Raw genomic sequence first — 13,120 nt, 5'->3', positions numbered from 1 at the left:
CGTCGTTGCCTGCGGTTTCTCGCAGCTGTTCTGCTCTCCAGAATTTACATGTCCGTTCCGTGGACATGGCGCACAGTGGGAGCTGTGACCACCTCCTTCAGCACCCCCCCTGCCACGGGCTCCCCCGTCCGCCTGAGCGCTGTCAGCGCCGCGGACCAGCCCGACGTCACCCCGGCGCTCGAGGAGCTGTACCGGGGCTTCGAAAGCGAACTGCTCGTCCCGCTGTGGACCGAGATCGGCGACCTCATGCCGGCTCATCCGCGCTCCCGCGCCGTGCCGCACCTGTGGCGCTGGGAGAAGCTGCGGGAACTGGCCGCCCAGGCCGGTGAGATCGTCCCGGTCGGCCGGGGCGGCGAGCGGCGCGCCATCGCACTGGCCAACCCCGCCCTCGGCGGCCGTCCCTTCGCCACGCCCACCCTGTGGGCGGCCATCCAGTACCTGATGCCCGGCGAGGACGCCCCCGAGCACCGCCACACCCAGCACGCCTTCCGCTTCGTCGTCGAGGGCGAGGGCGTGTGGACGGTCGTCGGCCGTGACCCGGTGGCCATGCGGCGCGGCGACTTCCTCCCGCAGGCCGGGTGGAACATGCACGCCCACCACAACGCCACCACCGAGCCGATGGCCTGGATCGACGGCCTGGACATCCCGTTCCAGTACACCAGCGAGTCCCAGTTCTTCGAGTTCGGCCGCGACGAGATCAGCGACGCCGAGCGGATCACCCCGGACCGGTCCCGCTCCGAGCGCCTGTGGGGCCACCCGGGACTGCGCCCGGTCGCCGCCGGCTCGGCCGCCCCCGGCACGCCCCTGCTGGCGTACCGCTGGGAGCACACCGACCGGGCGCTGGCCGACCAGCTCGCCCTGGAGAAGGAAGGGTTCGACGGCACGGTCGAGCCCGGCCACGCCGCCGTCCGGTTCACCGACCCGTCGACCGGCGCCGACGTGCTGCCCACCATCCGCGCCGAGGTGCACCGCGTGGTCCGCGGCGCCGAGACCGCCCCGGTGCGCGAGACCGGTTCGTCCGTCTACCAGGTCTTCGACGGCTCCGGCACCGTCACCGTCGGCGACGTGTCCTGGTCCGTGACGCGCGGCGACCTGTTCGTCGTCCCGTCCTGGCAGCCGCTCTCCGTACGCTCCGAGGCCGGTGCCACCGACTCCGACTCGGGCGCCCTGGACCTGTTCCGGTTCAGCGACTCCCCGATCTTCGAAGCCCTCCGGCTCGACCGTACCCACGTGGAAGGAACCACCCGCTCATGAAGCTCGCCACCCTCCGTACCGACGGCACCACCAAGGCCGTCCGGCTCGACGGTGACGTCCTGGTCGACCTCGGGTTCCCCGACGTGGGCACCCTGCTCGCGCAGGACGACTGGGCCGAGCGCGCCGCCGCCCCCGCCGGCGACGCGACGACCTACCCCGCCGAGGGCGCCGATTTCGCCCCCGTGGTCCCGCAGCCCTCCAAGGTGGTGTGCGTCGGCCTCAACTACCGCAACCACATCCAGGAGATGGGTCGGGACCTGCCCGAACACCCCACCCTGTTCGCGAAGTTCGCCGACTCCCTGATCGGCGCGGGCGACGACATCGTCCGCCCCGAGGAGACCGAGCAGTTCGACTGGGAGGTCGAACTCGCCGTCGTCGTCGGCAAGCAGGTCCGCCGCGCCAAGGGCGAGCAGGCCGAGCAGGCCATCGCCGGCTTCACCGTGCTCAACGACATCACCACGCGCGACTGGCAGTTCCGCACCCGCGAGTGGCTCCAGGGCAAGACCTGGGACTCCACCACCCCCGTCGGCCCGTACCTGGTGACCCCCGACGAGCTGCCCGGCGGCGTCCGCCCCGCGCTCGACGTCACGCTCACCGTGGACGGCGAGGTCATGCAGTCCGACAACACCGGTGACCTGCTCTTCGACCCGGTCGCCCTGGTCGAGTACGTCTCCACGATCATCCGCCTCAACCCCGGCGACATCATCGCCACCGGCACCCCCGGCGGCGTCGGCCACGCCCGCAAGCCCGCCCGCTACCTGCTCGGCGGCGAGACCGTGGTCACCGAGGTCCAGGGCATCGGCCGGCTGGAGAACAAGGTCGTCGAGGAGAAGCAGGCCTGATGCCCCGCACGTTCGACGACGCCCGCCGCTGGGCGGAGCTCGGCACGAACCTGGTGCTCGAGGCCACCGCCGGCTTCGACGACGAGGCCTACGACGTGCCCAGCGGCCTGCCCGGCTGGCGGCGCAGGCAGCTCGTCGCCCACGTCGCCGCCAACGCGGACGCCCTCGGCAACCTCGTGCACTGGGCCGCCACCGGCGAAGAGACCCCGATGTACGCCTCCCCCGAGGAGCGGGCCGCCGGCATCGAGCGCGGCCTCGGGATGCCCGCCGCCGAACTCACCGGATGGCTGCGCGGGTCCGCCGCCGAACTCGCCGCGTCGACGGCGAAGCTCAGCGACGGCCAGTGGCAGTCCCAGGTCGTGACGGCGCAGGGCCGTACGGTGCCCGCCACCGAACTGCCCTGGATGCGCTCCCGCGAGGTGTGCGTCCACGCCGTCGACCTGGGCACCGGCATCACCTTCGCCGACCTGCCGGCCGACTTCCTCGCCGCACTCTGCGACGACGTCATCGCCAAGCGCGCCAAGGCCCCCGGCCCGGCGCTGCGCCTGACGGAGACCGACACCGGAGAGGTCCGGGAACTCCCCGGCGACGGCGAGCCGACCGTGCTCACCGGCCCGCTCGCCGAGATCACGGCCTACCTCACCGGGCGCAGGCACGCCCTCACCGCCCCCGACGGCGGCCCGGCACCCACCCTGGGTCCCTGGCTCTGACCGACGGCGCCGGACCCCGGCGCGGCCAGGCAGAGCAGGGTCCCCTGCTCAGACAGGAAAAAACGATGTCCCCTGCAACCCCTCCCACCGAAGGCCGACCCGACGTCCTCATCGTCGGCGGTGGCATCGGTGGCCTCAGCACCGCCTTCGCCCTCGCCCGGGAGGGGCTGCGCATCCGCGTTCTCGAACGCGCTCCGGAGTTCGGCGAGGTCGGCGCCGGCCTCCAGATCGCGCCCAACTGCACCCGCATCCTCGACGAGTACGGGCTGCTCGACGAGGCCAAGGAACTCGGCGTGGTCCCCGAGAGCATGGCCATGCGCGACGCGCTCGACTCCAGCGAGCTGGTCCGCCTCGACCTGGGCGAGCTCGAGCGCCGCTACGGCTTCCCGTACATGGTCATCCACCGCAGCGACCTGCACGCGATCTTCCTGCGGGCCTGTCGGAGGGCCGGCGTGGACCTGGTGACCGACCAGACGGTCGTCGACTACGAGAACACAGCCGACGGCGCCCGCGTCACCCTGGCCGACGGCCGCACCGAGGAGGCGCCGCTCGTCATCGCCGCCGACGGACTGCGCTCTGTGGCCCGGCAGAAGCTGGTCGGCGACGACGTGGTCAGCTCCGACTACGTGGCCTACCGGGCGGCCGTCCCGATCGAGCAGGTCCGCGACAACGGCATCGCCGAGAAGGACGTCACCGTCTACATCGGCCCCCGCTGCCACTTCGTCCAGTACGCGCTGCGCGGCGGCGAGATGTTCAACCAGGTCGCCGTGTTCCAGTCGCCCAAGGCCCTCGCCGGGCAGGAGGACTGGGGCACCCCCGACGAGCTCGACGCGGCCTTCGAGGGGACCTGCGAGACCGTGGGCAAGGGCATCCCGCTGATGTGGCGGGACCGCTGGTGGCAGATGATGGACCGCGACCCGATCGACACCTGGGTGCACGGCCGCATCGCCCTGCTCGGCGACGCCGCCCACCCGCCGCTGCAGTACATGGCACAGGGCGCGATCATGGCGATCGAGGACGGCTGGGTCCTCTCCCGGCACGTCGCCCGGCTGCGCGCCGAGGGCACCGACCCCTCGGCCGTCGACTGGGACGCCGCGCTGGCCGCGTACGAGGCGGTCCGCGTCGAGCACTGCCGCCGGGTGCTGACGACCGCCCGCGCCTGGGGCGAGCTGTGGCACCTCGAGGGCGCGCAGCGGCTGCAGCGCAACGCGATCATGCGTGAGATCGACCCCGCCGAGTGGGCCTTCACCGACTGGGTCTACGGACCCACCGCGCTGTTCCCGGACGAGGAACCCGCCATGTTCACCCCCATCCCGCTGGCCTCGGCCCGCGTCGAGGGGAACAACCCGGCAGCGACCGGCGCCGCGGCCTAGGCCACGGAAACCGGCGCGGCCCCGCCCGCGGGCGGCACGACCCGCTGACCACGGGAGCCGAACACGAGAGCGCCGGCCGGTCCGCATGTCGCGGACCGGCCGGCGCTCTGTCGTGCCCACCCCCGGCGGCGTGCGGTCAGCCCCCGGCCGGCTGCATCAGCCGGGCCAGCAGGTCGTCCAGGGTGACCAGACCGGTGAGCCGGCCCGCGTCGTCGCGGACGACCGCCAGCGTGCCCCGGCGCCGGCGCAGCGCGTCGATCGCGTCGGCGACCGTGGTGCCGTCCGTCAGCTCGGGCACCGGGCGGGCCAGCTCACGGGCGCTGGTGGCGCGACCGCGGGCACGGGCGACCAGGGCGTCGCGCGCGTGGACCGAGCCGAGGACGGTGCCGCCCTCGCGGACGAGCAGCCGGGTGCGGTCGTGCGCGGTGGCCACCCGCAGCACCTCCTCGACACCCGCGTCCCCCTCGACGGAGGTGATCTCCTCGGCCGGGATCCGCAGGGCGGCGACCGGGGTGTCGGGCTCGGTCAGCGAACGGGTGAGCAACTGCGAGTCCGTCTTGCTGATCAGGCCGAGCCGCTCCGACTCCGCCACCAGATGGGTGAGCTGCTCCCGGTCGTGGACCGAGGCCAGCTCGTCGCGCGGGCTCACCCGGCACATCCGCACCAGGGCGTTGCTCACCACGTTCAGCACGTGGATCAGCGGCCGGACGGCCTTCACCACCGCCCGGAACGAGGGGGCGAGCAGCATCGCGGAACGCTCCGGGTGGGCGATCGCCCACGACTTGGGTGCCATCTCGCCGACCACCATGTGCAGGAACACCACCACGGCCATCGCGACGGCGAACGCCACACCGTAGCTGACCGCGCTGGGCAGCCCCAGGGACTGCAGCAGCGGGTCCAGCTGGTGCGAGATCGCGGGCTTGGACACCGAGCCCAGACCCAGCGTGCACACCGTGATGCCCAGCTGGGCACCGGCCAGCATGAGCGACAGCTCGCGCATCCCGGCCAGCGCGGCACCGGCGCCGCGCCGTCCCTCGGCCGCCGCCTTCTCCATCCGGTGCCGTCGGGCGGCGACCAGCGCGAACTCGGCCGCCACGAAGAACCCGCTGCCGATCAGCAGCAGCACGGTCACGAAGAGAGCCATCGGGAAACTCATGCGGGCTCCTCCGCCGTGTGCTCTTCCCGGGCCAGGGGCGTGATCCGCGCCCGCTCGGCGACATGCCGGTCCAGGGTGCGTACGTCGATCACCGCGTGGCCGCCCTTGGGGAGTTCGACGGTGACCCGGTCACCCACGGTGGGGAAACGGCCCAGCCGGTCCACGATCAGCCCGGCCACCGTCTCGTAGTCGTCCTCCTCGGGCAGCCGGACGCCGGTCGCCTCGGCCACCTCGTCCAGCCGGCGGCCCGCGTCCACGAGCCAGCCCTCGCCGTCGGCCACCGCGAGCTCGGTGACCTTGTCGGACTCGTCGGCGATGTCACCGACCAGCTCCTCGGCGATGTCCTCGTAGGTGACGATGCCGGCCACACCGCCGTGCTCGTCGAGGACGACCGCGAACTCGTCGTCCTGCTCGCGCATCCGCGCGACCGCGTCCGGCAGCGGCAGCGTGTCCGGCAGCAGCAGGGGCCGCCGGGCCATCGCCCCGGCCGTGGCGCCCGTGAGCCGCCCGGCGGGCACCGCCATCAGCTCGCGCACGCCCAGCACCCCCGTGACGTCGTCGGGGTGATCCCCGAGCACGGGGTAGTTGGAGTGGCCGTGTTCGGCGATCAGGGCGACCGCCTCGTCGGCGTTCGCCTCCCCGCGCACGAAGACGGCGTCCGCGCGCGGCACCATCACCGCGTGCAGGGTGCGCTCGGAGAACTCCAGCGCGTGGTCCAGCAGGGTGGCGGTGTCCCCGGGCAGCGCCCCGTTCTCGTGGGACTCGCCGATCAGATGGCCGAGCTCCTCCAGCGTGGCGCCGTGGTGCAGCTCCTCGACCGGCTCGATGCCGATGCGGCGCAGCAGCCGGGAGGCCGCGTTGTCGAAGATCCGCACCAACGGCCCGACGACCTTCAGATAGGCCAGGGTCGAGCCGGCCAGCGCCTTCGCCAGCCGCTCGGGCACGGCGATGGCGAGGTTCTTCGGGGCCAGCTCGCCGAGCACCATCTGGACGATCGTGGCCAGCACGAAGGCGAGCACGACGGAGATGCCGCTCACCGCCGAGTCCGGCAGTCCGAGGCCGGACAGCGCCGGCCTGAGCAGCGCGGACACCGACGGCTCGGCGATGAAGCCGACGATCAGACCGGTGACGGTGATGCCGAGCTGGGCGCCCGACAGCATGAAGGACAGCCGCTCCAGCACCTTCAGCGCGCGGGCGGCCCTGCGGTCCCCGGCCTCGGCCTCACGGGTGAGCGTGAGCCGGTCCACGGAGACGTAGGCGAACTCCTGGGCGACGAAGTAGCCGGTGCCGGCGGTCAGCACGAACACGGCGAACAGGCCCCACAGGGCCTCCACGGCACTCATCCAGCACCACCCCGCCGGGTGCCGATTCCAACGGTTTCATGACGGGGCGGTCCGGGACTGTGTCCCGGGGGGTCCGTCGATCTGCCGGACACGTACGTGGCTCCTCGTTGTTCCTGTGGGTCGGGTCTGTCGGCGGTCCAACGATCCTGACGGGAGCCATGTTCCCGCGACGGGCCGGACCGCACCCCTCGGGAGTGCGGTCCGGCCTGCGGCTCAGAGGTCGAACTCGTGGGGCGGCAGCCCCAGCGCGAAGCACGCCTCGCGGACGACCGCCTGCTCGTTCTGGTCGAAGTCGCCGTCGGCGCCGCCGATGACGATGCCGATCTGGATCACGGCGCGCGCCTCGGCGGGCTTCTTCTTCGCCTTCGCGACCTCCTGCAGCACGCTCACCTTGCCGAAGGCGAAGTCCGCGGTCAGCTTGTCGAGGTTCTCCTCGAAACGGCGGCGCAGATCGTCCGCGGGGAAGTTCCGCAGCACGTCGTTGGTGGAGATGAGCTGAGCCACCCGCTGCCGCTCGGAGGGATCGACCGAACCGTCGGCGGCGGCGACCAGAGCGCACATGGCCATGCTCGCGTCGCGGAACGCACCGCTCTTCAGATCGTTCTTCTTCGCGTCGAGCTGGTTCTGCATCTGCGACGCGGACTCCTTGATGCGGTCCCACAGGGCCATGCGTACTCCAAGTGTTCGGGTGCGGGGCACCGGCTTCACGCCGTGCGGTCTGTCGGGCCCCGGACGGTGTCGACGGTAAATATCTACAGCAGTGTAGAAGTTAGCGGATCCGGAACCGGTTCCGGCGCAGAAGGCCACACCCCGGGCGCACCGAGGTGGCGGAGTGTGTCGCATTGGGCCGAACGGGTGACCATGCGTAAGAATTGGCCGATGCAGACCATCAGCGCGACCCGGGACGGAGCATGCCGGTGAACAGCCATGACGTCACCGACGAACAGTGGGAGGGACTGGCCCAGGTCGTTCCGCTGCGGGGCCGGGACGCCTGGCCGTCCTCCGTGGGCCACCGCTCCCTGCCGGAGGCCGAGACCGAGACACGCCGCCGCCTCGTCGTCCTGCGGGTGAACGTGTTCGCGGACGCCCGCGACGTCGCGGAGACCCTGATGGCCGGGATACCGGTCCTGCTCGACCTGAGCAGCGCGGAGGGCGACGTCGCCAAACGGGTACTGGACTTCAGCACGGGCGTCGTCTTCGGCCTGGGCAGCGGCATGCACCGCGTCGACCGCAACGTCTTCCTGCTGACCCCGGCCGACACCGAGGTGACCGGACTGATGGAGGGCATGGGGATCCCCGGGAACGGGCGGGGCTCCCGGCAGGGGTGAGCCGCCGGGAGCCGGCCGGGGTGAGCCGTCCGGAGTCGGCCGGGGGTGCCGGGAGCCGATCAGGATGTCGCCCGATCGGGGGAAGACCGCACAAGCGGAACGGTTCGCCCCGTACCGGAACCCTTACCTTCCGCACATGACCCCGTCCCTCCCGTCGCCGTCCTCCGCCCCTTCCTCCAGGCCCGCGCCGATCCCCTTCCCGCCGCCCTCCTCGGCTTTCCCGGCTTCCTCGTCTGCCGCGCCCACCGCGTCCACCGTGCCCTCCGGCACCGACACCACCCAGGGGCACCCCGACCGGCCGCGCGTCACCGAGCTGCTGCTGTCCGCGTTCGCCGGGCACCGCAACGTCGGGCTCCCGCTCGGCCCGCTCACCCTGCTCGCCGGGACCAGCGGCAGCGGCAAGACCAGCGCGCTGCGGGCCTACGAGGCGCTCGCCCGGCTCGGCGGCGGGGCCGAGCTGTGGGAGGCGTTCCCCGAGCCGGACGCGTGCGTGCCGGAGCGGGCCCGTGCCGACGCGCAGCGCCGCCGGGGCTTCCGGATCGGCTGCACCGCCGACGGCCCCGAGGGCCCGGTCCGGCTGGAGGTCGCCGTGCAGGCCGAACCGGAGCTGCGGATCGTGGGGGAGCGGCTGACGGCGGACGGCGTGGTCCTGCTGGAGACCGCGCTGCGCGACCCCGGCCGGCGCACCGTGCAGGCCGCGTGGCACACGGCCGGGTCGACACCGGTCACCCGGGGCCCGCTGCCCGACGACCGGCTCGGCACCGCGCTGCTCCCGTTGCGCGTCGCGGGCAAGACGCCCGGACAGCGCAGGGTGCTGGCCGCCGCCGAACAGATGGTGGTCGCCCTGCGCTCCGTCTTCGCCTGCGACCCCCGCCCCGACCGCATGCGCGGCCCGGTGCCGCTCGGCAGCGGGCGGCTGCTCGGCGGCTGCGGCAACCTCGCCGACGCGCTGTGGCGCACCCGGGCCGAGTGCGCGATCCGGTACGGGCTCCTGGTGTCCGCCGTGCGCGCGGGATGCGCCGGCCCGGTCGCCGGGCTGCACGCCGAACCGTACGGCGCGGGACTGGTCCGCGCCCTGCTCGACCGGGGCGACGGCGTCCGCACCGACCTCGTCCGGCTGGGGGAGGGAGAGCTGCGCTACGTCGCCCTCGCACTGGTGCTGCTCACCGGGCCCGGTGTACTGGAGGTCGACGCGCCCGGCGAGGTGCCCGCCGCGCTGCAGACGCTCACCGTGCTCGCCGACGGGTTCGACCGGGGACTGGACCCGCTCCAGCGCGCGGAACTGCTGCGGCTGGCGGCACGGATGTGCGAACGCGGACACATCCGGCTGGTCGGCACGGTGAGCGACGCGTCCTGGGCCGCGGGGGTGGGCGGAGTGACGGTGATAGACCTGAACCGTGACTGACCCGACCGACCCCACCGACCCGACCGTCCCGCGCGCCCCGCTCGACATCGCCGGACTCCAGCGCAGGCTCGCCGAGTTCGCTGCCGCGCGGAACTGGCAGCCGTACCACACGCCGAAGAACCTCGTCACGGCTCTCAGTGTGGAGGCGTCCGAACTGGTCGAGATCTTCCAGTGGTTGACGCCTGAGGAGTCGGCCCGGGTGATGGACGACCCGGACACCGCGCATCGCGTCACCGACGAGGTGGCCGACGTGCTCGCGTACCTCCTCCAACTGTGCGAGGTGCTCGGCGTCGACCCGTTGACCGCACTGGACGCCAAGATCGACCGCAACGAACGCCGCTTCCCGGTCTGAACCGCACCCGCCCGGAGACGAACCCTCTCCGTTACGCTCCGTGTTCGATATATCGACTGTTTGTGAATTCTTGTCCCCAGATCTCCACCTTCTCCGTGGCTTTTTGACTGAACAAGACTCACTCTGGGTAATGAGCAGGGAAGTTGGATGGACGCGTGGGCAGCGCGTCGGACAGACAGGGGCAGCGCATATGGACGCTGTGCGACTGATAGCGGAGAGCAGACGGGCCCTGACCACTGCCGGCGGCGTGCCGGAGCTCTCGGCGGAGGTGTGGCAGGCCCAGGCCCTCGCCCAGGCGATAGGGAGCCGCCTCGCGGTCGCCGGCCCGCCCGAACTACGCGGCGAGGCACTGGGCCTGACCGAACTGGCGGGCCGCGGTTGTGCTGTTCTGGACACCCCGCTCCTGGCCCCCGCCGACCTGCGCGCGGCCCGGCTCACCGAACTGGGCGACACCCGGCAGACCCTGACCCACCTCGGCGGACTGCTCGGCGAGGTCGGCATCGCGCTGGTCGGCCTCGCCTGCTCCGCGGACGACGAGTCCGCGTACTGGCAGTGCGTGGAGGCCATCGACGCGGCGGACGAGTCCCGCGACCGTGTCCTGGAAATGCTCCGCAAACTCGCGGACCGCGCCCGCGCCCTGTCGGAACGCGAGACGGAGCACACCTGAAAGCCCTCCCGATATCGCGGACGTATCGAAAACCGCATACGCCACCGCAACCGGCCCCCGGCTCCCATGGGGGCATGAACCACGACGCATCCCTGTCGGCACCACCCCGCCGCACACGCAGAATCATGCTCCTCGGCCTGGCGCTCCTCGCCCTGGCGAGCGTCCTGTTCGCCGTGCGGCGGCCCCTCCTGATGGCCGCCCCGGCGTGCATGGCCGGGCAGTGGCGCGGCTGCTTCGGCACGTTCAACGGCGTGGTGCTCGTCACCTTGGCCACGCTGCCGTTGGCCGCGCTGGTGGTGTGGGCGCTCGCGCGCCGGCGGCGGGCCGCCGGTGTCGCATCGGCGTGGCGGATGTCGCTGGCCGAGGTGGGCATGGTCCACGGGACGGTGCCGTTCCTCTGGATGACCATGATGCCGGGCGCCGGGGCCGGCATCGTCCCCGGCCGGGTCAGCCTGGTACCTCTGCGGGACCTGCTCACGATGGGGACACTCGGCATCGCCGGCAACCTGCTGGTCTTCGCGTCGCTGGGGTTCTTCGCCCCGATGCGGTACGCGGCGCTGGCGTCCGTACCGCGGGTCCTGGCACTCGGGGCGGGCTGCTCGGTCCTGGTCGAAACCGCACAGTACGTCCTGCGGCTGGACCGGGTGTCCTCCGTGGACGACGTCCTGGTCAACGCCACCGGCGCCGCGCTGGCCGCCCTGGCGTCACGCCGCTGGTGGCGCACCACGACCGAAGCACCGTCGGAGCAACCACGCCTCGAGCCCGTACCGGCAGGCTGAGCCGCGTCTCCGGTGCGCACACGTCCTCGTATACATCGCCGATATGTCGTGCCGCCTAGGCTTCTGACATGCGCGTACTGATCGTGGAGGACGAGCCCTACCTGGCAGAAGCCGTCCGTGACGGCCTCCGGCTGGAGGCGATCGCCGCCGACATCGCCGGTGACGGCGACTCCGCCCTGGAGCTGCTCGGCGTCCACTCCTACGACCTCGCGGTCCTCGACCGCGACATCCCCGGCCCCTCCGGCGACGAGGTCGCCCGGCACATCGTCGCCTCCGGCAGCGGCATCCCGATCCTCATGCTCACCGCCGCCGACCGGATCGACGACAAGGCGTCCGGGTTCGAACTCGGTGCCGACGACTACCTCACCAAGCCGTTCGAGCTGCGCGAGCTCGTCCTGCGGCTGCGGGCGCTCGACCGCAGGCGCGCGTACGCCCGGCCCCCGGTCCGCGAGATCGCGGGCCTGCGCCTCGACCCCTTCCGCCGGGAGGTCTTCCGCGACGGACGCCACGTCGCGCTCACCCGCAAACAGTTCGCCGTGCTCGAAGTCCTCGTCGCCGCCGAAGGCGGGGTCCTCAGCGCCGAGGAGCTGCTGGAACGGGCCTGGGACGAGAACGCCGACCCCTTCACCAACGCCGTCCGCATCACGGTCTCCGCACTGCGCAAACGGCTCGGCGAGCCATGGATCATCGCCACGGTCCCGGGCGTCGGCTACCGCATCGACACCACCCGCATCGACACCACCCGTCCCGACACCACCCGTCCCGACACCACCGGCCCCGACACCACCGGCCCCGACTGCGCGCATGCCTAGACGCCCAGGGCTCAGCACCCGACTGAAACTCACCCTCAGCTACGCCGGGTTCCTCGCCGTCGCCGGCGCCCTCCTGCTGGCCGTGGTGTGGGTGTTCCTGCTGCGCTACATCCCCGACAACTCCCAGGGCCTTCTCGGGATCTCACCCAACCGCTACCTCCTGGTGCGCATCTTCACCCCCGCCGCGGCCGTGGCGATGGCCTTCCTGCTCGTGTTCGGCCTCGTCGGGGGATGGATCCTCGCCGGCCGGATGCTCGCACCGCTCACCCGGATCACGGACGCGGCACGGACGGCCGGGAACGGATCGCTGTCCCACCGGATCCGCATGGAGGGCCGCCAGGACGAATTCCGCGAACTCGCCGACGTGTTCGACACCATGCTCGAACAACTCGAGTCGCACGTCGCCGAGCAGCAGAGGTTCGCCGCGAACGCCTCCCACGAACTACGCACCCCGCTGGCCATCTCCCAGGCCCTGCTCGACGTCGCCCGCAAGGACGACGACCCCGCCCGGGACCAGGGAGAACTCCTCCGACGCCTGCAGACCGTCAACACGCGCGCGATCGGTCTCACCGAGGCCCTCCTGCTGCTCAGCCGCAGCGACCGCGGAAACTTCACCCGCGAGAGCGTCGACCTCTCCCTCCTCGCCGAAGAGGCCGCCGAAACCCTGCTCCCCCTCGCCGAACAACGCGGGATCACCCTCGACGTCACCGGCGGAACGACCCGGACCGGCGGCTCCGCTGAACTCCTGCTCCGCATGGTGACGAACCTCCTCCAGAACGCCGTCGTCCACAACCTGCCCACCGGCGGCACCGTCACGGTCCACACCGAGACGCAGGGCGGCACGAGCGTGCTGCGGGTCGAGAACACGGGGCCCCCGCTCCCACCGGAACTGATCCCGACCCTCACCGAACCCTTCCAGCGCGCAACGGAACGCGCACGCACCGACGAGCACGCAGGCGTCGGCCTCGGCCTCGCCCTGGTGCACAGCATCATCCGCGCCCACGACGGAACCCTCGACCTCACCCCCCGCCCCACCGGCGGCCTCCTCGCCACGGTCCGGCTTCCCGACACGCCGTAGGCACCGTCCCCGACGGGACCG

The 13,120-nt window shown here is 72.3% G+C and carries 14 protein-coding genes; 11 read left to right on the top strand and 3 right to left on the bottom strand.

The genetic code is table 11. From position 1 onward, the window contains the following. Nucleotides 1-84 precede the first annotated feature (84 nt). The 4 genes from PYS65_RS08990 to PYS65_RS08975 all read left to right on the top strand — a co-directional run bounded on the left by PYS65_RS08990 (nt 85) and on the right by PYS65_RS08975 (nt 4,179). Nucleotides 85-1,254, top strand: a complete 1,170-nt coding sequence (locus PYS65_RS08990) for a cupin domain-containing protein (RefSeq protein WP_341483679.1) — start codon at nt 85-87, stop codon at nt 1,252-1,254. Further along, nucleotides 1,251-2,096: a fumarylacetoacetate hydrolase family protein gene (locus PYS65_RS08985; protein WP_279333311.1), complete on the top strand. Its 846-nt coding sequence runs from the start codon at nt 1,251-1,253 to the stop codon at nt 2,094-2,096. Before PYS65_RS08990 ends, PYS65_RS08985 begins: the two co-directional genes overlap by 4 nt. After that, nucleotides 2,096-2,806: a maleylpyruvate isomerase family mycothiol-dependent enzyme gene (locus PYS65_RS08980; RefSeq protein ID WP_279333309.1), complete on the top strand. Its 711-nt coding sequence runs from the start codon at nt 2,096-2,098 to the stop codon at nt 2,804-2,806. Before PYS65_RS08985 ends, PYS65_RS08980 begins: the two co-directional genes overlap by 1 nt. A gap of 65 nt (nt 2,807-2,871) precedes the next feature. Further along, a complete protein-coding gene (locus tag PYS65_RS08975) occupies nt 2,872-4,179 on the top strand; it encodes an FAD-dependent oxidoreductase (protein ID WP_279333307.1) in 1,308 nt (435 codons plus the stop codon). A gap of 136 nt (nt 4,180-4,315) precedes the next feature. On the opposite strand, the gene PYS65_RS08970 is transcribed toward PYS65_RS08975, so the two are convergent. The 3 genes from PYS65_RS08970 to PYS65_RS08960 form a co-directional block, all read right to left on the bottom strand. After that, entirely contained in the window at nt 4,316-5,335 is a 1,020-nt protein-coding gene (locus PYS65_RS08970; RefSeq protein WP_279333304.1) for a hemolysin family protein, read from the bottom strand. Further along, entirely contained in the window at nt 5,332-6,678 is a 1,347-nt protein-coding gene (locus PYS65_RS08965; RefSeq protein ID WP_279333302.1) for a hemolysin family protein, read from the bottom strand. The genes PYS65_RS08970 and PYS65_RS08965 overlap by 4 nt, the downstream gene beginning before the upstream one ends. 213 nt (nt 6,679-6,891) lie before the next feature. Then, nucleotides 6,892-7,347, bottom strand: a complete 456-nt coding sequence (locus PYS65_RS08960) for a tellurite resistance TerB family protein (protein WP_279333300.1) — start codon at nt 7,345-7,347, stop codon at nt 6,892-6,894. A 242-nt stretch (nt 7,348-7,589) separates the two neighbouring features. Between PYS65_RS08960 and PYS65_RS08955 the strand changes: the two genes are divergently transcribed. The 7 genes from PYS65_RS08955 (at nt 7,590) to PYS65_RS08925 (ending at nt 13,099) form a co-directional block, all read left to right on the top strand. Continuing rightward, nucleotides 7,590-8,006, top strand: coding sequence for a cell division protein SepF (locus PYS65_RS08955; protein ID WP_279333298.1), 417 nt, complete (start codon nt 7,590-7,592; stop codon nt 8,004-8,006). Nucleotides 8,007-8,142: 136 nt separating this feature from the next. Next, nucleotides 8,143-9,411 carry an AAA family ATPase gene (locus PYS65_RS08950; protein WP_279333296.1) on the top strand — a complete coding sequence of 423 codons (1,269 nt, stop codon included), beginning with the start codon at nt 8,143-8,145 and terminating at the stop codon, nt 9,409-9,411. Continuing rightward, on the top strand, nt 9,404-9,763 hold the full coding sequence (locus PYS65_RS08945; RefSeq protein ID WP_279333294.1) for a nucleotide pyrophosphohydrolase: 360 nt from the start codon (nt 9,404-9,406) through the stop codon (nt 9,761-9,763). The genes PYS65_RS08950 and PYS65_RS08945 overlap by 8 nt, the downstream gene beginning before the upstream one ends. Before the next feature lie 190 nt (nt 9,764-9,953). Continuing rightward, on the top strand, nt 9,954-10,430 hold the full coding sequence (locus tag PYS65_RS08940; protein WP_279333292.1) for a DUF6099 family protein: 477 nt from the start codon (nt 9,954-9,956) through the stop codon (nt 10,428-10,430). Between the two features lie 74 nt (nt 10,431-10,504). Then, entirely contained in the window at nt 10,505-11,209 is a 705-nt protein-coding gene (locus tag PYS65_RS08935; protein ID WP_279333289.1) for a VanZ family protein, read from the top strand. A 68-nt stretch (nt 11,210-11,277) separates the two neighbouring features. Continuing rightward, nucleotides 11,278-12,021 (top strand): response regulator transcription factor, encoded by a 744-nt coding sequence (locus PYS65_RS08930; protein ID WP_279333287.1) that lies wholly within the window; start codon nt 11,278-11,280, stop codon nt 12,019-12,021. Continuing rightward, on the top strand, nt 12,014-13,099 hold the full coding sequence (locus tag PYS65_RS08925; protein ID WP_279333285.1) for a sensor histidine kinase: 1,086 nt from the start codon (nt 12,014-12,016) through the stop codon (nt 13,097-13,099). The genes PYS65_RS08930 and PYS65_RS08925 overlap by 8 nt, the downstream gene beginning before the upstream one ends. Nucleotides 13,100-13,120 lie beyond the last annotated feature (21 nt).

The sequence above is a fragment of the Streptomyces cathayae genome, from assembly GCF_029760955.1.
Lineage (GTDB): Bacteria > Actinomycetota > Actinomycetes > Streptomycetales > Streptomycetaceae > Streptomyces > Streptomyces cathayae.
The sequence above is the reverse complement of the archived record's forward strand: the minus strand, read 5'-3'. Positions and strand labels throughout refer to the sequence as shown.